The organism is Siccibacter colletis (assembly GCF_000696575.1).
GTDB classification, from domain to species: domain Bacteria; phylum Pseudomonadota; class Gammaproteobacteria; order Enterobacterales; family Enterobacteriaceae; genus Siccibacter; species Siccibacter colletis.
Window position 1 is genome coordinate 139910 of sequence record NZ_JMSQ01000009.1, and the last position, 17254, is coordinate 157163.

A 17254-nucleotide genomic window follows, 5' to 3' on the forward strand; every position below is an offset into this window, starting at 1 on the left:
GTTTCAGGCAGCAGCTCGTCCGGAAACGGTCTTACGCAGCGCGGGCGGACGGGGTAAGGTAGCCGAAACCCAGGAGGACGCCATGCTTGAACTACGACCCAACTGTGAATGCTGTGACCAGGAGCTGCCGCCGGATTCCCGCGATGCGCGGATATGCTCTTTCGAATGCACCTTCTGCGTGAGCTGCGCAGAAGGAACGCTTGCCCGGCATTGCCCCAACTGCGGCGGAGAGCTGGTGCCTCGCCCCGTCAGGCCCGCAGAGAAATTACTCACCTCACCCGCGTCCACGCAGCGCGTTGTTCGGGCGCATCCCGGCTGCGGGGCGCTACCGCATCCCGATCGGCGTCAGCCGTAGCGTGACGGAGAGTGGATCACCGTCGTGACCACGCCAACGATATGCACGTCTTCTTCATCCGTGAGCGGAATTGGCGGATAGGCCGGATTTTCAGCACGAAGATGCGGAGAGGGCGCAAGTTGCAGACGCTTCACAGTAAAGTCGCCACGTAACCGGGCAACGACAATATCGCCGTGGCCAGGCCGCAGGCTGGCATCGACCAGCAGCAGCGAGCCGTTAACGATAGCGGCGTCGCGCATTGAGTCACCCGCTACCCGCAATATATAGGTAGAGGAGGGGTGCGGGATCAGGTGCTTGACCAGATCGATCGCGTTGTCCATGTAGTCTGTGGCCGGGCTGGGAAACCCGGCTGAAACCCGCTCAAGATAAAGCGGTAAACGTACGGTGTGAGGCGAAGGGGTTAACTGATATAGCGCCATCGCAGCGGTCCCGATAATTATACTGTATTTATAGCCAGTATAAATCAGTGTTCGCTATTGGCAAGCGTTGCCCCGGCTGCTTCGCTTGTTATTGGCGCTATCTTACTGTTCGCTGAGAGAAAAAAATTTATCGCTGGTCACGGCGTCGGCTGTACGCATTATGTACGCGGGATCAGACGAGAATCACATTTTTCCCTTGTTCTTTCAGGCGGTTAATTGCCTCTTCTGGTGCTTTTTTATCGGTAACGATCGTATTGATCTTTTCGATCGAAAGCACGGTGTTAAAGCCCTTACGCCCAAATTTACTGGAATCACTGACTACCACCACCTGCTGCGCCGCCGCGGCCATTACTGCGCTGATGGCGTAGCCCTCGTTAAACGTTGTGATACCGTTTTCACAGTCAAAGCCATCCGCCCCGACAAACATCAGGTTAGCCGACACCCCGCGCAGGGCATGCTCGGCAATACTGCCGTGCAGCGATATGGTTTTATGCCGCAGCGTGCCGCCGCACACCACCAGCGTGATATCCGTGTTTTCCAGCAGCACGTTAGCCGCAGGCAGGTTGTTGGTAATCACCGTGATGTTGTTCATGCCGACCAGTTCTTCGGCCAGCAGCTTAGTGGTGCTGCCGCTGTCGAGGATCACGGTATCGCCCTCCCTGACCAGCCGCGCCGCTTCAATCGCGATGCGCCTTTTAGGGTCCGCCGCCAGCTTATAGCGCTCGTGCAGGCTGACTTCACTGCTTTCGGCAGCGCTGTCAAACGCCAGCAGAGCGCCGCTGCGTGCCGCACCGCCGTGAAAGCGCGTCAGCAGTCCATGCTCTTCCAGCATACGCAGATCGGTACGCACTGTGACTTCGGTCACCCCCAGTTCGGCGGCGATGTCATTCACCATCAGGCTGCCGGATGCGTTAACCATTTCCACAATCCTGTTTCTGCGCTCGAACGTATTCATAAACACTCCTCGAAAATGTGAGCTCATCCTAAAACGAAAGCGTTAGAAAGTAAAACGACAATTAAAAGAGTGTGAAGGATTACGCAATTAATCGAAACCCTAACGCCGGAAGCATTCACGACATAACTAAAAATCCCCAATGTATTGATGTGGAATGTTATTTTTGCACGGATCGTGGCGGCTATTAAGAAAAAGCAGCGCGGCCATATGAAATTAAACGATCGCGATCACACAACCAAAAGAAAGCAATTGAGATGAAAACGAAAAGAAACGATTTTAAATGTCAGGCATTCGGAGGACATTATGAAAACGTTACTACAACAGCACAAAAGTGGTCTTGATTGCGGCATCTGTTCCGTCTGTTCAGCGCATCCGCTGGTGATCGAAGCGGCACTGCGCCTTGATTTACACAGCCGTCGCAAGGTGCTAATCGAAGCCACCTCAAATCAGGTCAACCAGTACGGCGGGTATACCGGTATGCAGCCCGCGGCATTTCGCGATTACGTGCTGGCGATTGCGCAGCGCGTCGGTTTCCCGGCCGCACGGCTGATCCTCGGGGGCGATCATCTGGGGCCAAACTGCTGGCAAAACGAGCCGGCCCAGGAGGCGATGGCGAAAGCCCGGACGTTGATTGCGGAATACGTTAAAGCAGGGTTCAGCAAAATTCACCTCGATGCGTCCATGTCCTGTGCGGACGATCCCGTGCCGCTGCCCCCGGCGCTGGTCGCGGAGCGCGCCGCCGATCTGTGCCGCGTTGCGGAAGCGTGTGCGACGCCAGCGCAAAAAGCGGCCCTGACCTATGTGATCGGCACTGAAGTGCCGGTGCCGGGCGGCGAGGCGTCGGCGATTGAGCGCGTGCACATCACCCGGCCCGAGGATGCCGCAGAGACCCTTGAGCTGCACCACCAGGCCTTTCGCCAGGCCGGGCTGGAGGAGGCCATTCCACGGATTGTGGCGCTGGTGGTACAACCGGGCGTCGAGTTCGACCACAGCAGCGTGGTGCACTATGACCCGGCAAAAGCGCAGGCGCTGAGCGCCTTTATCACCGGCACACCGGTGGTCTACGAGGCGCACTCCACCGATTACCAGACCCGCAAGGCGTATCGCGCGCTGGTGGCGGATCACTTCGCCATCCTGAAAGTCGGTCCGGCGCTCACCTTCGCATTGCGCGAAGCCATTTTTGCCCTCGCGAGCATGGAGCAGGTACTGGTGGCACCGGAAAGCCAGAGCCGCATCGTTGAGGTGATCGACCAGGTAATGCTGGATGAGCCGGGCTACTGGAAAAAGTATTACCGCCAGGTGTGGTCGGAATCACGGGTGGATATTCATTTCAGCCTGTCAGATCGCATCCGCTATTACTGGCCAAACGGGCGCATCAGCCGCGCGCTGGAGACCCTGCTGAGCAACCTTAATGCGACCACCCTCCCGCTGGGGATGCTGAGCCAGTATCTGCCGAAGCAGTACGACCGCGTGCTGAACGGCACCCTGGTACCGTCGCCTCACCATCTCATCATCGACAAAATTCAGGACGTGCTGCGGGATTATGCCTGCGGCTGCCATCCACAGCTGCATCACGCCCGGCAGGTGAGCCATGCATAACTATCAACTGCTAACCGCCAGCGGGCTGCATTTTAACGATGCCCATGAGGCGCTGGTTCATATTGGGGAAACCCTGGTGCAGGCGGGAATATGTCGGGAGAGCTATCCCGCCGCGCTGCGCGCCCGCGAAGCCGCATATCCCACCGGCATCGTCCTCGACAGCCACTGCGTCGCCATTCCTCACTGCGACGCCAGCCACGCCCTGCAGCCCGCCCTCTATCTGATTCGTCCCCGGCAGCCGGTGCCATTCGCGCAGGCGGATGATGACATACAGATTGGCGCTGAGCTGATTATCGCCCTGGTGGTGACGCATCCGCAGGAGCAACTGAACCTGCTGCGGACGCTGTTCGGCCTGCTGCAGCAGCCTGATGTTATCGACAGCCTGTTAACGGTGCCGGATGCGGGGCTGGCGACGTGCCTGCGCCAGCATCTTCTCGCCCCGGCGACGTAACGTTTTACCTGTACCTGCAAACGGAGAATAAAAATGAAACGAAAGATCATCGTAGCGTGCGGAGGGGCGGTCGCGACCTCCACCCTGGCGGCGCAAGAAATTCAGGAGCTGTGCGACGAGCACCATATTGCGCTGGAGCTGGTCCAGTGCCGCGTCAACGAAATCGAAACCTATCTGCACGGCGTGGATCTGATCTGCACCACCGCCCGGGTCGATCGTAGCTTTGGCGATATTCCGGTGGTGCACGGCATGCCGTTCGTCTCGGGCGTCGGCATTGACGCGCTGCGGCAGAAAATCCTGACCCTGTTGCAGGAGTAGCGCCATGTTTAGCGAAATTATGCGTTATATCCTCGATCTGGGGCCGGCGGTGATGCTGCCGATTGTGATCGTGCTGTTCTCCCTGTGCCTCGGCATGAAGCCGGGCGACGCGTTTAAGTCCGGTCTGCATATCGGTATCGGGTTTGTCGGCATCGGTCTGGTAATTGGCCTGATGCTCGACTCTATCGGGCCGGCAGCTAAGGCGATGGCGGAGCATTTCGAAATCGGCCTTGAGGTGGTGGACGTCGGCTGGCCGGGTTCCTCACCCATGACCTGGGCCTCGCAGATTGCGCTCATTGCCATTCCGGTAGCCATTGGCGTCAACATCCTGATGCTGCTGACGCGCCTGACCCGCGTGGTGAACGTCGATATCTGGAATATCTGGCATATGACCTTCACCGGCGCGCTGGTGCACCTCGCTACCGGCTCGTACTGGCTGGGCATGCTGGGCGTCGTGGTCCATGCGGCCTTTGCCTACAAGCTGGGCGACTGGTTCTCCCGGGATACCCGCGACTACTTCGGGCTGGACGGCATTGCTGTGCCGCACGGCACCTCAGCCTGGTTCGGGCCGATCGCGGTGCTGGTGGACACGGTTATCGAAAAAGTGCCGGGTCTGCGCCGTATCCACTTCAGCGCAGACGACGTACAGAAACGCTTCGGCGCGTTCGGCGAGCCGGTCACCGTCGGCTTTATGATGGGCGCGATTATCGGCGTGCTGGCCTCCTGGGATGCTAAAAGCGTACTGCAGCTGGCAGTGAAAACCGCCGCGGTGATGCTGCTGATGCCGCGCGTGATCAAGCCGATCATGGACGGGCTGACGCCTATTGCCCGCCAGGCGCGCTCGCGGCTACAGGCAAAATTTGGCGGCGAGGATTTCCTGATTGGCCTCGATCCGGCGCTGCTGCTCGGCCATACCGCCGTGGTATCTGCCAGCCTGATCTTTATCCCGCTGACCATTCTGATTGCCGTGCTGCTGCCCGGAAATAAGGTGCTGCCGTTCGGCGACCTCGCCACCATCGGCTTCTTTGTGGCGATGGCGGTCGCGGTACACCGCGGGAACCTGTTCCGCACCCTGATCTCCGGCGTCATCATCATGAGTATGACGCTGTGGATCGCCACCCAGACCATCGGGCTGCACACCCAACTGGCCGCCAACGCCGGCGCGCTGAAGGCCGGTGGTCAGGTCGCCTCTATGGATCAGGGCGGGTCGCCGGTGACGTATCTGCTTATCCAGCTATTGACCTGGCAGAACGTTACCGCGCTGGTGGTCATCGGCGTCATCTATGGCCTCGGTGTCCTGCTCACCTGGCGTCGGGCACGTCAGGTAACCACTGCCGAACACGAATAATATGACGGGGGCGTCAGCCCTCGTGTTTCAGGAGTCTGTGCCATGAAATCTGTCGTGATACACGCCGGAGGCAGCGTTACGGTTGAAGAACAGCCGATGCCTCAGCTACAGAATGAGCAGGAGGTGCTGGTAGAGGTGCTCTGCTCCGGGCTGTGCGGGTCCGATCTCCCGCGCATTTTCCACGAGGGGGCGCACTTTTACCCCATTACTCTCGGACATGAATTTAGCGGGCAGGTGAGGGCATGCGGCAGCGCGGTTGACGACCTCGAACCGGGGGAGCGGGTCTGCTGCGTGCCTTTACAACCCTGCTTTATTTGCGACGAGTGCCAGCGCCAGCTGTGGTCGCAGTGCCGACATTATCAGTTTATCGGCTCGCGCAGCGACGGCGGCAACCGGCAGTATGTGGTGCTGCCGCGGCGCAACCTGTTTCGCTTACCCCCGGAGGTATCGCCGGTGGCGGGTGCCTTTTTTGAGCCGCTGACGGTCGGGCTGCACGCCATGCAGCTGGCAGGCGGCTGCGCCAACAAGCAGGTGGTGATTATCGGTGCGGGAACCATTGGCCTGCTGGCGCTGCAGGCCGCAAAGGCGCTCGGCGCGCGGTCGGTCACCGCCATTGATATCAACCCGGAGCGGCTGGCGCTGGCTCGCACGCTGGGGGCGGACCAGGTATTTAACAGCCAGGAGATGACAGCGCAGGCGATACATGCGGCGCTGACCCCACAGCGCTTCGACCAGCTCATCCTTGAAACCGCCGGTAGCCCGCAGACCGTGACGCTGTCCATTGAGATCGCCGGGCCGCAGGCCCAGGTCGGGCTGATCGGCACTCTCCATCGCGACATCACCCTGAGCAGCGCCTGTTTTGGCCTGATCCTGCGGCGCGAGCTGCGGTTGCTCGGCAGCTGGATGAACTATTCCGGCCCCTGGCCGGGGGTGGAGTGGCAGCAGGCGATGCAGCTGTTTGAAGCGGGAAGCATCAATCTCGATGCGCTGATCGCGGTCCAGGCGGGGCCGCAGGGCTACGCCGACGCGGTGCGCGCCCTCAATGGCCAACCGATGAACGGTAAGATCGTACTTGATTTCAGTGCGCCAGAAATGGAGAAGAGCTGATGTACCTGATTGCCAGCCATGCCATGCTGCAGAAGGCGCAGCGCGAAGGGTACGCGGTACCCGCGTTTAACGTTCATAACCTCGAAACCGTTCAGGTGGTCGCCGAAACCGCGGCGCAGATGCGTTCCCCGGTGATCCTGGCCGGCACGCCCGGCACGTATCGTTACGCCGGGCTGGGGTATCTGGTGGCTATCTGCCAGCAGGCGGCACGGCGCTACGATCTGCCGCTGGCGCTGCATCTCGACCACCACGAGGCGGCGGAGGATATTCATACCAAAGTCAAAGCCGGGGTGCGCTCGGTGATGATTGACGCTTCTCATTTTCCGTTTGAGCAGAATATTGCCGCCGTGGCGGAGGTGGTGGCGATCTGCCGTCGCTATGACGTGACCGTCGAAGCCGAGCTGGGCAGACTGGGTGGGCAGGAAGACGACCTGATAGTGGATGAAACGGAGAGCCTGTTTACCGATCCGCTGATGGCGCGGGAATACGTGCGGCGCACCGGCATCGATTCGCTGGCGGTGGCGATTGGGTCGGCGCACGGCCTCTATCAGGGGGAACCGAAGCTCGATTTTGCCCGGCTGGAGCGTATTCGCGAGCAGGTCAGCATTCCGCTGGTACTGCACGGCGCATCAGGGCTTCCGGCGCGTATGGTGCAGGACGCCATCGCCCGCGGCATCTGCAAGGTTAACGTAGCCACCGAGCTGAAGATCGCCTTTGCCGATGCGGTAAAAGGCTATTTTCACGCCTGCCCGCAGGCGAACGATCCGCGCGAATACATGGAGCCGGGCAAGCTGGCGATGAAGCAGGTGGTGCAGGAGAAAATCCGCATCTGCGGCAGCGAAGGGAAGCTGTAAGCGCATAAGCAAAGAGGGGAAAGCGTGTTGCTGTCCCCTCATCGTATGCGGCGTAACGCCCCGCGAATAACGACGTTATAAAGCGAACTGATATGAATGCTACTCAGAGCGGGAAGGGTAGCGAACTAACGCATCCAGACGTTGATGAATAAGGCGCATCTGCTGCTCGTTATGCTTTGCAGGGCCTGTTTCGCCAAACATATCCGCATGATCGAGCATGGTAAGAATGACAAGCGCTGGTTCGGCTATGCCTTCTCGTTGTTCAAAAGAGAGAACCAGTAAAGGATCGGTTTCCCTTTCATCGTCCAGTACCCGGGTATGGTGTAAGCCAATATAAAAAGGAACCAGCGCGCCATTGCCTTTGATATGGGATTGCTTAATCCAGCCATGTTGATGTTTTTCGCCCTGAGAATAGACCCAGACGCACTTGTCGCGTTCCCACATTTGAATCAGATCGTCGATATCCTGGAAATACGATAAAACCACATCCGTGGTGAAACCATACTCTGCGGAAATAACATGAAACAACGCGCTGGTTTCAACGGACGAAATTTTTTCTCTTCTGCCCATGGTTAATTCCTTTAACCAACTGCGAGTCATCCATCTCCAGTACCTCTTGCATAAACTGCTGACGGCGTTCTTCCTGAGTATTGCCCGTTAAGCGAACGCTACCTGCGCTACGCGCTTTAGCCAACAAACCGGAAAGGTTAGCGGCATTGACCGGGGTGTTTTTCATACATCCTCCTGTGCATTTATTCGACAAGTATACCACAGGCAGCGTGCTTTCCACGCCCGGAGGCTGGTTTTATAGGGCGGCTCGCAAAACGATGATCTCAAACCGTTTGCGACCCACCTCACATTTATCAACACCGATTATTACTCTCAGGCTAATGATTCGCCCGCGAACTTAATTGATGGGGACGGCAGGCGGGTCCACACTACCTCCAGCGTTAAGCAAATCACAAAGATTCGCTAAATCAGGAGGTTAATAATGAGTGGCAACCAAACGGCTCGTGTGTGGAACACGCGCCGCACGGAGAAACAGCGGCGCATCGCCTCGGTTCCCGTGCAGGGCAAAGTGCTTCCCACCGACCAGCTTACCGGGATGCTGGAAAAACTGATCGCCCCCGGTGACCGCGTGGTACTGGAAGGGAACAACCAGAAGCAGGCGGATTTTCTCTCCCGCATGCTGGCTGAAGTCAACCCGTCGAAAGTCCACGACCTGCATATGATTATGCCGAGCGTCGGACGCAGCGAACATCTGGATATTTTTGAAAAGGGCATCGCCCGCAAGCTCGACTTCTCCTTCTCCGGTACCCAGAGCCTGCGTATTTCGCAGCTGCTGGAAGATGGCCTGCTGGAAATCGGCGCCATCCACACCTACATCGAGCTTTACTCCCGTCTCTATGTCGATCTGGCGCCGAACGTGGCGCTGATTGCCGGCTTCAAAGCCGACCGCAAGGGGAACCTCTACACCGGGGCCAGTACCGAAGATACCCCGGCGCTGGTGGAAGCCGCCGCGTTCCATGACGGTATCGTCATCGCCCAGGTCAACGAGCTGGTGGACGACGAAAGCGATCTGCCGCGCGTCGATATTCCTGGCTCGTGGGTGGATTTCGTGGTGGTAGCGGACAAACCGTTCTTTATCGAACCGCTGTTTACCCGCGACCCGCGTCTGATCAAACAGGAACATATCCTGATGGCGATGATGGCCATCAAAGGCATCTACGCCGAGCATCAGGTGCAGTCTCTCAATCACGGTATCGGCTTTAACACCGCCGCCATCGAACTGCTGCTGCCAACCTACGGCGAACAGCTCGGTCTGAAGGGCAAAATCTGTAAGCACTGGACCCTGAACCCGCATCCGACGCTGATCCCGGCGATCGAAAGCGGCTGGGTAGAGAGCGTGCACTGCTTCGGCGGCGAGCTGGGGATGGAAGAGTACATCCGCGCCCGCCCGGACGTGTTCTTTACCGGGGCAGATGGCTCAATGCGTTCTAACCGCGCCTTTTGCCAGCTGGCAGGGCAGTACGCGGTGGATATGTTTATCGGTTCCACCCTGCAGGTTGACGGCTTCGCCAACTCCTCCACCGTAACCCGCGGACGCCTCTCCGGCTTCGGCGGCGCGCCAAACATGGGGCATGACCCGCACGGTCGTCGCCACGCCACCCCGGCCTGGCTGAACATGATCACCGAGCCGGACCCGATGCAGCGCGGTAAAAAACTGGTGGTGCAGATGGTGGAAACCTTCCAGGCGGGCGTGAAACCGACCTTCGTGGAAAAACTCGATGCGGTTGAGGTGGCGAAAGCCTCCGGCATGCCGCTGGCGCCGGTGATGATCTACGGCGATGACGTGACCCACGTGCTGACCGAAGAGGGGATTGCCTACCTCTATCGTGCCGAAAGCCTTGAGGAGCGCCGCGCCATGGTCGCCGCCGTAGCCGGTATCACCGACATCGGTCTGGGCGTTGACGCCGCACGCGTTGCCGGGCTGCGCCGCAGCGGCAAAGTGGTGTACCCGGAAGATATGGGTATCCGCCGCTCCGACGCCACCCGCTCACTGCTGGCTGCCAGCAGCGTCTCTGACCTGGTTGAATGGTCAGGCGGTCTTTATAACCCACCTGCGAAATTCCGGAGCTGGTAATGAAACATCTTCCACAGACTCACGCCGACGGGATGGCTGGCTGGCTGGCGCGCGTCGCCACCGTCTGCCTGATTGATGAAGCGCGTTTAACCCCGAAGCCGGGTCTGGTGGATGCCCGGGGAAGCGGCGCCCATCACGACCTGACTCTGGCCCTGATGGAGCGTTCGGCGCACAGCCTGACCCCGGCGTTTCAACATATGGCGGAGCACAGCTGGCTGCGCCCGGCAGATATCGCGCTGCGGGAGACCGTAGGGCGGCTGGGACGCGAAGGCGAACAGGCAATGATGGCGGCCACCGGCGGGGTTAACACCCATCGCGGTGCCATTTGGGCGCTCGGGTTACTGGTCAGCGCCGTCGCCATGCTGGGCGAAGCGGCACCGAGTGACGTTGTCACGCAAACTGCCGCCCGTCTGGCGCAGCTGCCGGACAACGCCGCGCCGAAGGGCTTCAGCAAAGGGCTACGCGCTACCCACCGCTATCAGGTGCCGGGAGCGCGGGAAGAGGCTCAGCAGGGGTTCCCGCACGTCACCCGTCTGGCACTACCGCAGCTGTGGGCCAGCCGGGCGCAGGGGGCCAGTGAAACGCAGGCCCGCCTCGATGCGCTGATGGCCATCATGACTTCCCTGACCGACACCTGCGTGCTTAACCGCGCCGGGCTGGAGGGACTGGAAGCCATGCAGCAGGGTGCCCGCGCGGTACTGGCTGCCGGCGGCACCGCACAGGCCGCCGGACGCGACGCGCTGGCCCGCCTCGATGCCGATATGCTGGCGCGCAATGCCTCGCCGGGCGGCGCAGCCGACCTGCTCGCTGCCACGCTGTTTCTGGATCGCACGAGCCTGCCGCAGGCAGCTCAACTAACACATTAAGAGGGCGTTATGGAACACATTACGTTGTCATTCCCCGCAAGCCGTTCCCTGAACGGTAAAGCACTGGCGGGGGTTGTCGGTTCCGGTGATATGGAAGTGCTGTACACCGCCGACGCCGCAAAAACCCTGACGGTGGATATCACTACCTCCGTCGATAACAGCACCGCGCGCTGGACCGCGCTGTTTGACCGACTGAACATGCAGAACGGTCTGCCATCCGGCCAGCTGATTATTCACGACTTCGGCGCGACGCCGGGTGTGGCGCGCATTCGCATTGAGCAGGTTTTCGAGGAGGTGGAGCATGCGTAACGATCGCAGTTTTATCGAGCTTCGGGCCCGTGCCCGTGCGCACGAACTGCTGGATGAGGGCAGCTACCGCGAACTGCTCGATCCGTTTGAGGGTGTGATGTCGCCGTGGCTCGGCGCGCAGGGCATTGTCCCGCAGGCCGACGACGGCATGGTGGTGGCGAAAGGCACCATCAACGGCCAGCCGGCGGTGGTGATTGCCATCGAAGGCACCTTCCAGGGCGGCAGTATGGGCGAAGTGTCCGGCGCGAAAATGGCCGCTGCCCTTGAACTGGCCGCAGAAGATAACCGCAACGGCATCCCGACTCAGGCGGTGCTGTGCCTCGAAACCGGTGGCGTGCGCCTGCAGGAGGCCAACCTCGGCCTGGCGGCGATTGCCGACATCCACGCCGCGATTGTCGATCTGCGTCGCTACACCCCGGTTATTGGCATCATTACCGGCACCGTCGGCTGCTTCGGCGGGATGTCCATCGCCGCCGCGCTGTGCAGCTACCTGATCGTCACCCGCGAGGCGCGTCTCGGCCTCAACGGCCCACAGGTCATCGAGCAGGAAGCGGGGATTGAAGAGTATGACTCCCGCGACCGGCCGTTTATCTGGAGCATGACCGGGGGTGAAACCCGCTATCAGAGCGGCCTGGTGGATGCGCTGGTGGGCGACGGGGTCAACGCCGTCAAAGCCGCGATGAACGACGCGATTGCCAAAGGCGTGCCTGCGCAGCACCGCAGCGACAACTACGCCTGGTATCTTGAACGTCTGAGTCAGTTCGATACCCGCCAGCAGGCGGATGCTGAGCAGATCAAACAGGTATTTGCACCGGAGGTGAAAGGATGAGCGAATCAGTAAGCCGGGGTGCGTTATGGCTGGAAAAACTGGCACCCAACGCAACACGTATGGCGGGTCTCTGCCCGTCGGTTCAGGTGGCTGATGGCGAACTGAACGGGGAAACGGCACGCTTTATCGCCGTAGTCCCGGATGCCGGAAACCACTATCCGCGCGCCGCAAACGGCGAAGTGGGTCTGCTGGAAGGCTGGACGCTGGCAAAAGTGGTGAATGAGACCATCGATGCCGATGCCAGCAGCGCGGTAAAACGCCCGATTATCGCGGTGATCGATGTCCCGAGTCAGGCCTATGGCCGTCGCGAAGAGGCGTTCGGGATTCACCAGGCGCTGGCCGGGGCGGCAGGCGCATATGCCAAAGCGCGTCTCGCCGGACATCCGGTAATTGGCCTTATTGTCGGCAAAGCGATGTCCGGCGCGTTTCTCGCTCACGGCTACCAGGCCAACCGCCTGATCGCGTTCAACGACAGCGGCGTGCTGGTGCATGCGATGGGTAAAGAATCCGCGGCGCGTATTACACTGCGTACCGTCGACGCGCTGGAAAAACTGGCGGCGACCATTCCGCCAATGGCCTATGACGTGGCGAACTATGCCACCCTCGGGCTGCTCTCCGATCTGCTGGACATCAGCAACCCGGATGCGCCGTCCACCGACGATCTCTCCCTCGTTAACCGCACGCTGGCCGATGCCGTCCGCGATGCGCGTCAGGACCCGAGCCTGAAAAATCGCCTCGGGGCTGAAAACCGTCGTAGCTCCGCACTGGTACGCGAACGCCTGCGCGCCAGCTGGTAAGAAAAGTAAGAGACCTGCCGGATAGCGGTGTCGGTTGTGCCGACGCCGCTACTGAAAAAAATAAATGTTCATCACCATGCGGGGCGCTACGCCTCGCAGGATGAGGAGCAACACATCGCGCCAGTGCTACTTTCTCTTTCATACAGGTGATTTATGACTTACGTGATTGTTCATGCTCTTGCACCCATTTTTGTCATCATGCTGCTTGGCTTCTGGGCCGGTAAGGCAAAAATGGTCGATAACCAGAATGTTTCCCTGCTCAATATCTTCGTAATGGATTTCGCGCTCCCGGCTGCGCTGTTCAGCGCCACCGTACAGACCCCGTGGAGCGGCATCGTCGCGCAGTCACCGCTGATTGTGGTGCTGGTGCTGGCGATGTGGATCACCTATGCCGCCATCTACTTCATGGCGACCAAGGTGTTTAAAAAGTCGCCGCAGGATGCCGCAGTGCTGACCCTGACCGTGGCGCTGCCGAACTACGCCGCGCTGGGCCTGCCGATCCTCGGCAGCGTGCTGGGGGAAGGGCCGTCCACTTCGCTGTCGGTGGCGGTATCCATCGCCTGTGGTTCGGTGCTGATGACCCCGTTCTGCCTGCTGATCCTCGAACGTGAAAAAGCCCGCGCGGCCGGTGAGAACAGCGGCTCGACGCTGGCGATGCTGCCGGTGCTGATGTGGCGCTCGGTGAAAAAACCGATTGTCTGGGGTCCGCTGCTGGGGGTGGTGCTCTCCGCCATTGGCATCAAAATGCCGGATCTGCTGCTGTCAGCGATTAAACCGCTGGGCCTGTCCGCTACCGCGGCGGCGCTGTTCCTCACCGGGGTGATCCTCTCGGCGCGTAAACTGCAAATCAACACCGTGGTGGTGACCTCGACCCTCGCCAAACTGCTGATCCAGCCGGCTATCGCCTGGGGGATTGTGCTGGCGCTTGGCCTGTCCGGCTCGGTGGCGATTACCGCTATCCTGATGATTGCGCTGGCAGCCGGTTTCTTCGGCGTGGTATTCGGTAACCGGTTTGGCGTACAGTCCCCGGATGCCGAGGCGGTACTGCTGCTTAGCTCGGTGCTGAGCATCCTGTCACTGCCGCTGTTCATCTCACTCACTTCAGGGATCTAAACCATGACGCCACGCCCTCACGATCTGCTCTGGCTGCGCGACCGCGCTTCACTTCACGGCATCACTGATGCCTGGGTGGAGACGCTGTGGCATAGCGGCCTGCCGGTGGTGGTGCGGCGTGATGTTGACGGCGAGCGCATCCCGGTCGGGGTGCGCGGCATGCGCCGCGAGCAGCGCGCCGCCGGATGGGTGGCGGCAGAGGCGGTAGTGAAGCGCGTAACGCCAGAGGATCTGACCGATCTGAACCTGCTGCTGCGTTCGCCGTTTGTCTCGCAGCAGCCGGTGCAGGCTGCTATTCAGCTGGCGCAGCGGCGCTGGCCCTGGGCGTGGGGCGTAACCGGCAGCACCGGGTACGCGCTGGCTACGGAAATCCCGGTGCTGCACGCCGCCAGCGATCTCGATCTCACCCTGCGCGCACCCGAGCCGCTGCAGCCCGCGCAGTTTGCCGCCTGGCAGGCGCTGATTGCACAGCTGCCATGCCGGGCCGATACCCAGGTGGAAACCCCGGCGGGCGCGTTCTCCCTCAACGAGTGGCTGCGTGACGGGCGGGTTCTGCTGAAAATCAATCAGGGGCCGCGTCTGGTACGCGACCCCTGGCACAGGGAGGCATAAATGAAAATCGTCATGACCTTTCCCGGTCAGGGCACCCAGCGTGCCGGTATGCTGGCGCACCTGAAAGCCAGCGCCACCTGGCGCGAAGCGCGTGAGGTGCTGGGCGACGAACTGGATACCCTCGATACCCCTGACGCGCTGCGCCATACCCGGGCGGTGCAGCTGGCGTTGCTGATTGCCGGTGTCGCGGGCGCGCGTGCGCTGGCTGAGCGCGGCGTCACGCCGGATATCGTCAGCGGACTGTCGATCGGCGCTTATCCGGCGGCAGTTATCGCCGGGGCGCTCGATTTTCGCGATGCGCTGCGGCTGGTGGCCCTGCGTGGCGATCTGATGGAGCAGGCTTATCCGCAGGGCTATGGGCTGACGGCCATCATCGGCCTGCGCCAGCCGCAGGTAGAAAAATTGCTGGCGGGCAGCGGGGCGTACATCGCCAACCTGAATGCCGAGACCCAGATAGTGATTGCCGGGCGTGACGAGCAGATGGCTGCGGTCGGCAACGCGGCGCTGGCGATAGGGGCCAGCAAGGTGAATCGCCTGGCGGTGAGCGTGCCGTCGCACTGCGAGCTGCTGAACGAACCCGCCCGCAAGCTGGCCGCGGCCTTTGAGACGGTGACGCTGCGGCGCCCGGAATGCGCCTACCTGAGCGGCAGCAGCGCGAGGGTGCTGTGGCAGCCGGAGCGGATCGCGGAGGATTTAGCCTTTAACATGGCGCGCACCGTGCGCTGGCAGGAGGCGATGGTGGCGGCCAACGAACGCGACGGGCGGCTGGCGATTGAGATGCCGCCGGGCGGCGTGCTGACCTGTCTGACCCGCCAGGCGGGCTGGGAGGGGGAGAGCATCTCCCTGGAGCGCAGCGGCGTTGATGTGGCGGTTCACCTGGCGACAAAGCTGCGCCAGCGCGCCTGAGCTAGGCTTTTACCTCCTGACGGCTGAGGGCGTACATGCGCCCTTCGGCAGCCAGCGCCAGCAGATTGGGGTCGCGCTCGCGGTTATGGGCGAAGACAATGGCGATCTGCTGTCGCATCTGGTACGGCTCCGCCAGCTTCAGCAGCTGCAGGTTATTCTCATACAGCGTCTTCATTCTTCCCGGCACCAGCGAAAACCCCACGCCGGCCTGCACCAGGCTCAGCATCGAGAAAATATCATTGACCCTGGCGACGATGTCCGGCTCAAACCCGGCAACGTGACAGGCTTCCTGAAAGCCCGCATAGGTGGCAAACCCCTCGGCCAGCGAGACAAATTTGCGGTCGCTGTAGTCGCGCAGGTCGGCTTCGGTGCGGCCATCCGGCACCTGTTCGGCAGGGGCTGCCAGCCAGATGTCGTCCTGGAACAGCGGCATCACTTCCAGGGTTTTCGGGTCGATCTGCGCTTCCGTAACCGAGATCAGGATCGCGTCCAGCAGGCCGTCTTCCAGCTTGCTGAGCAGCACCTGGTTGGACCCCATCGTCAGCTCCATCTCCAGCTCAGGCCGCCGGAGTTTCATACCCATGATCAGGCGCGGCACGGTTTCCAGCGTCAGGGAGTAGAGGGTGCCGACCCGCAGGCGTCCCTGGCCGACGCCGGCGATGCGCCGCGTCTCTTCCAGGCCGCGGGCCATCAGCTGTGTCACCTCCTGGCAATATTCGAGCAGCGTCCAGGCGGCGGGCAGGGGAACCAGGTTGCGGCCTTTATGGGTAAACAGCGGGCAGCGCAGCCCCTCTTCAAGGGTGTGCAGCGCCCGGTGGACGCTGACGGCGCTGATATCCAGCGCCTCGGCGGTGCGGGCAATGTTGCCGCGCTCCATAAAGGCCGTAAAAATGGCGAGCTTGCGAAAGGTCAGTTCGCTGTTGATGTCCACGCTCATGGCAGCGTCTCGATCAGCGAGAACTCCTCGAAGATCAGCTCCATGTCGGGGGCGTAGCATCCGGCGCGGGTGAAGAAGCTCTCATGGCCGTCGCGCCAGTAGGCGAGGCTCTTGTCGCCTTCACCTTCCAGTGCTGCCAGCTCGGGGGTGACGTCGCAGAAACGCACCAGCCGCAAGGTAAGGGTGCGGATCACGCATGCCGGTTCGCCGGCCCCGTTCAGAACGATATGATAGTCCCCCGGCACCACTTTTAATCCTTCCTCATGAAAGGCGCTGGCTGCGCTGCAGGTGGCGCGCTTGTCGCCGTGAACCACATAGTTGAGCAGTTCATCCGCCAGTTCGGGTGAGTCGCCGAAGGCCCAGACGTGGGCTGCGGGGTATTTCTGTTTGAGCAGGGTCAGAGTGTCCATCGAAAAAGCTCCAGAAGCTGATTATTATTGTCAAAACGATAATAGCGGCAGCCAGCATAATAATGCTACTTATTTCGTGTTTGCTGCATGATCATGCAATGGATAATAAAATGAAATGTTAATTATAAAAACCACCGCGATTACAAACGCATAACGTTGCGTAAATTAATATAAAGACGTTGAGTAAATTCCTGGCCTGTGCAAAAATCATGGCGTGTTTAACTACCGGGGACATTATTCATCCGCAATGACGAGAAGCAACACCGCGGATAACTTGTAATTATATGGATAAGCAATTCAGGATTAGCGTTTCAACTCAACCTCTTCATATCTCATCTCTTTTCTCGCCTCGTAGCGAGCAGCACTGGCATTCCGGGCTTTAGTATCTTCTCCTGATATCACGTTTTTATGGTCTTTACTGGCTC

The 17254-nt window shown here is 60.5% G+C and carries 21 protein-coding genes; 15 read left to right on the forward strand and 6 right to left on the reverse strand.

Annotation, left to right across the window (positions count from 1 at the left end; translation table 11 throughout):
- Positions 1-82: 82 nt before the first annotated feature.
- Entirely contained in the window at positions 83-355 is a 273-nt protein-coding gene (locus ET34_RS21875; protein WP_072002024.1) for a DUF1272 domain-containing protein, read from the forward strand.
- On the opposite strand, the gene umuD is transcribed toward ET34_RS21875, so the two are convergent.
- Both umuD and ET34_RS0112620 read right to left on the reverse strand, forming a co-directional pair.
- Positions 346-774: a translesion error-prone DNA polymerase V autoproteolytic subunit gene (gene umuD / locus ET34_RS0112615; RefSeq protein WP_031522574.1), complete on the reverse strand. Its 429-nt coding sequence runs from the start codon at positions 772-774 to the stop codon at positions 346-348. The two genes, ET34_RS21875 and umuD, sit on opposite strands and share 10 nt — an antisense overlap.
- Positions 775-946: 172 nt before the next feature.
- Entirely contained in the window at positions 947-1729 is a 783-nt protein-coding gene (locus tag ET34_RS0112620) for a DeoR/GlpR family DNA-binding transcription regulator (protein WP_031522576.1), read from the reverse strand.
- Positions 1730-2032: 303 nt separating this feature from the next.
- Between ET34_RS0112620 and gatZ the strand changes: the two genes are divergently transcribed.
- Genes gatZ through ET34_RS0112650 form a run of 6 tightly spaced genes read left to right on the forward strand, consistent with a single transcriptional unit; the run spans position 2033 to position 7406 of the window.
- Positions 2033-3328, forward strand: a complete 1296-nt coding sequence (gene gatZ, locus ET34_RS0112625; protein ID WP_031522578.1) for a tagatose-bisphosphate aldolase subunit GatZ — start codon at positions 2033-2035, stop codon at positions 3326-3328.
- On the forward strand, positions 3321-3779 hold the full coding sequence (gene gatA / locus ET34_RS0112630) for a PTS galactitol transporter subunit IIA (protein WP_031522580.1): 459 nt from the start codon (positions 3321-3323) through the stop codon (positions 3777-3779). Before gatZ ends, gatA begins: the two co-directional genes overlap by 8 nt.
- Positions 3780-3812: 33 nt before the next feature.
- Complete coding sequence (gatB, locus tag ET34_RS0112635) at positions 3813-4097, forward strand: PTS galactitol transporter subunit IIB (RefSeq protein ID WP_031522581.1); 285 nt, start codon at positions 3813-3815, stop codon at positions 4095-4097.
- A 4-nt stretch (positions 4098-4101) separates the two neighbouring features.
- The gene (locus ET34_RS0112640) at positions 4102-5445 is read left to right on the forward strand and encodes a PTS galactitol transporter subunit IIC (protein ID WP_031522583.1); all 1344 of its coding nucleotides are present in this window, start codon (positions 4102-4104) and stop codon (positions 5443-5445) included.
- A gap of 42 nt (positions 5446-5487) precedes the next feature.
- Positions 5488-6552 carry a galactitol-1-phosphate 5-dehydrogenase gene (gatD, locus tag ET34_RS0112645; protein ID WP_031522585.1) on the forward strand — a complete coding sequence of 355 codons (1065 nt, stop codon included), beginning with the start codon at positions 5488-5490 and terminating at the stop codon, positions 6550-6552.
- Complete coding sequence (locus ET34_RS0112650; protein ID WP_031522587.1) at positions 6552-7406, forward strand: tagatose bisphosphate family class II aldolase; 855 nt, start codon at positions 6552-6554, stop codon at positions 7404-7406. Before gatD ends, ET34_RS0112650 begins: the two co-directional genes overlap by 1 nt.
- A gap of 99 nt (positions 7407-7505) precedes the next feature.
- On the opposite strand, the gene ET34_RS0112655 is transcribed toward ET34_RS0112650, so the two are convergent.
- Entirely contained in the window at positions 7506-7976 is a 471-nt protein-coding gene (locus tag ET34_RS0112655) for a hypothetical protein (protein WP_051640533.1), read from the reverse strand.
- Complete coding sequence (locus ET34_RS0112660; RefSeq protein WP_031522590.1) at positions 7945-8142, reverse strand: hypothetical protein; 198 nt, start codon at positions 8140-8142, stop codon at positions 7945-7947. The genes ET34_RS0112655 and ET34_RS0112660 overlap by 32 nt, the downstream gene beginning before the upstream one ends.
- A gap of 255 nt (positions 8143-8397) precedes the next feature.
- Here ET34_RS0112660 and mdcA point away from each other — a divergent pair, with 255 nt between their 5' ends.
- The 8 genes from mdcA to mdcH all read left to right on the forward strand — a co-directional run bounded on the left by mdcA (position 8398) and on the right by mdcH (position 15482).
- On the forward strand, positions 8398-10050 hold the full coding sequence (gene mdcA / locus ET34_RS0112665) for a malonate decarboxylase subunit alpha (protein WP_031522591.1): 1653 nt from the start codon (positions 8398-8400) through the stop codon (positions 10048-10050).
- Positions 10050-10916 (forward strand): triphosphoribosyl-dephospho-CoA synthase, encoded by an 867-nt coding sequence (locus tag ET34_RS0112670; protein ID WP_031522593.1) that lies wholly within the window; start codon positions 10050-10052, stop codon positions 10914-10916. Before mdcA ends, ET34_RS0112670 begins: the two co-directional genes overlap by 1 nt.
- A gap of 9 nt (positions 10917-10925) precedes the next feature.
- A complete protein-coding gene (gene mdcC, locus ET34_RS0112675; protein WP_031522595.1) occupies positions 10926-11225 on the forward strand; it encodes a malonate decarboxylase acyl carrier protein in 300 nt (99 codons plus the stop codon).
- Positions 11218-12054, forward strand: coding sequence for a biotin-independent malonate decarboxylase subunit beta (locus ET34_RS0112680; RefSeq protein ID WP_031522596.1), 837 nt, complete (start codon positions 11218-11220; stop codon positions 12052-12054). Before mdcC ends, ET34_RS0112680 begins: the two co-directional genes overlap by 8 nt.
- Complete coding sequence (gene mdcE, locus ET34_RS0112685) at positions 12051-12851, forward strand: biotin-independent malonate decarboxylase subunit gamma (RefSeq protein WP_031522598.1); 801 nt, start codon at positions 12051-12053, stop codon at positions 12849-12851. The genes ET34_RS0112680 and mdcE overlap by 4 nt, the downstream gene beginning before the upstream one ends.
- A gap of 153 nt (positions 12852-13004) precedes the next feature.
- Entirely contained in the window at positions 13005-13964 is a 960-nt protein-coding gene (locus ET34_RS0112690) for an AEC family transporter (protein ID WP_031522600.1), read from the forward strand.
- A gap of 3 nt (positions 13965-13967) precedes the next feature.
- Positions 13968-14576 (forward strand): malonate decarboxylase holo-ACP synthase, encoded by a 609-nt coding sequence (locus ET34_RS0112695; protein ID WP_031522601.1) that lies wholly within the window; start codon positions 13968-13970, stop codon positions 14574-14576.
- Entirely contained in the window at positions 14577-15482 is a 906-nt protein-coding gene (gene mdcH, locus ET34_RS0112700) for a malonate decarboxylase subunit epsilon (RefSeq protein WP_031522603.1), read from the forward strand.
- Between the two features lies 1 nt (position 15483).
- Here mdcH and ET34_RS0112705 read toward each other — a convergent pair whose 3' ends face one another.
- Together ET34_RS0112705 and ET34_RS0112710 are read right to left on the reverse strand one after the other, a co-directional pair.
- Positions 15484-16419 (reverse strand): LysR family transcriptional regulator, encoded by a 936-nt coding sequence (locus tag ET34_RS0112705; RefSeq protein ID WP_031522605.1) that lies wholly within the window; start codon positions 16417-16419, stop codon positions 15484-15486.
- Positions 16416-16829: an ASCH domain-containing protein gene (locus ET34_RS0112710; protein WP_031522606.1), complete on the reverse strand. Its 414-nt coding sequence runs from the start codon at positions 16827-16829 to the stop codon at positions 16416-16418. Before ET34_RS0112710 ends, ET34_RS0112705 begins: the two co-directional genes overlap by 4 nt.
- Positions 16830-17254 lie beyond the last annotated feature (425 nt).

Bases quoted from the DNA above. Each gene is read 5' to 3' on its own strand.
- ET34_RS21875 (WP_072002024.1), top strand. From the start codon at position 83: ATGCTTGAACTACGACCCAACTGTGAATGCTGTGACCAGGAGCTGCCG.
- umuD (WP_031522574.1), bottom strand. From the start codon at position 774: ATGGCGCTATATCAGTTAACCCCTTCGCCTCACACCGTACGTTTACCG.
- ET34_RS0112620 (WP_031522576.1), bottom strand. From the start codon at position 1,729: ATGAATACGTTCGAGCGCAGAAACAGGATTGTGGAAATGGTTAACGCA.
- gatZ (WP_031522578.1), top strand. From the start codon at position 2,033: ATGAAAACGTTACTACAACAGCACAAAAGTGGTCTTGATTGCGGCATC.
- gatA (WP_031522580.1), top strand. From the start codon at position 3,321: ATGCATAACTATCAACTGCTAACCGCCAGCGGGCTGCATTTTAACGAT.
- gatB (WP_031522581.1), top strand. From the start codon at position 3,813: ATGAAACGAAAGATCATCGTAGCGTGCGGAGGGGCGGTCGCGACCTCC.
- ET34_RS0112640 (WP_031522583.1), top strand. From the start codon at position 4,102: ATGTTTAGCGAAATTATGCGTTATATCCTCGATCTGGGGCCGGCGGTG.
- gatD (WP_031522585.1), top strand. From the start codon at position 5,488: ATGAAATCTGTCGTGATACACGCCGGAGGCAGCGTTACGGTTGAAGAA.
- ET34_RS0112650 (WP_031522587.1), top strand. From the start codon at position 6,552: ATGTACCTGATTGCCAGCCATGCCATGCTGCAGAAGGCGCAGCGCGAA.
- ET34_RS0112655 (WP_051640533.1), bottom strand. From the start codon at position 7,976: ATGGGCAGAAGAGAAAAAATTTCGTCCGTTGAAACCAGCGCGTTGTTT.
- ET34_RS0112660 (WP_031522590.1), bottom strand. From the start codon at position 8,142: ATGAAAAACACCCCGGTCAATGCCGCTAACCTTTCCGGTTTGTTGGCT.
- mdcA (WP_031522591.1), top strand. From the start codon at position 8,398: ATGAGTGGCAACCAAACGGCTCGTGTGTGGAACACGCGCCGCACGGAG.
- ET34_RS0112670 (WP_031522593.1), top strand. From the start codon at position 10,050: ATGAAACATCTTCCACAGACTCACGCCGACGGGATGGCTGGCTGGCTG.
- mdcC (WP_031522595.1), top strand. From the start codon at position 10,926: ATGGAACACATTACGTTGTCATTCCCCGCAAGCCGTTCCCTGAACGGT.
- ET34_RS0112680 (WP_031522596.1), top strand. From the start codon at position 11,218: ATGCGTAACGATCGCAGTTTTATCGAGCTTCGGGCCCGTGCCCGTGCG.
- mdcE (WP_031522598.1), top strand. From the start codon at position 12,051: ATGAGCGAATCAGTAAGCCGGGGTGCGTTATGGCTGGAAAAACTGGCA.
- ET34_RS0112690 (WP_031522600.1), top strand. From the start codon at position 13,005: ATGACTTACGTGATTGTTCATGCTCTTGCACCCATTTTTGTCATCATG.
- ET34_RS0112695 (WP_031522601.1), top strand. From the start codon at position 13,968: ATGACGCCACGCCCTCACGATCTGCTCTGGCTGCGCGACCGCGCTTCA.
- mdcH (WP_031522603.1), top strand. From the start codon at position 14,577: ATGAAAATCGTCATGACCTTTCCCGGTCAGGGCACCCAGCGTGCCGGT.
- ET34_RS0112705 (WP_031522605.1), bottom strand. From the start codon at position 16,419: ATGAGCGTGGACATCAACAGCGAACTGACCTTTCGCAAGCTCGCCATT.
- ET34_RS0112710 (WP_031522606.1), bottom strand. From the start codon at position 16,829: ATGGACACTCTGACCCTGCTCAAACAGAAATACCCCGCAGCCCACGTC.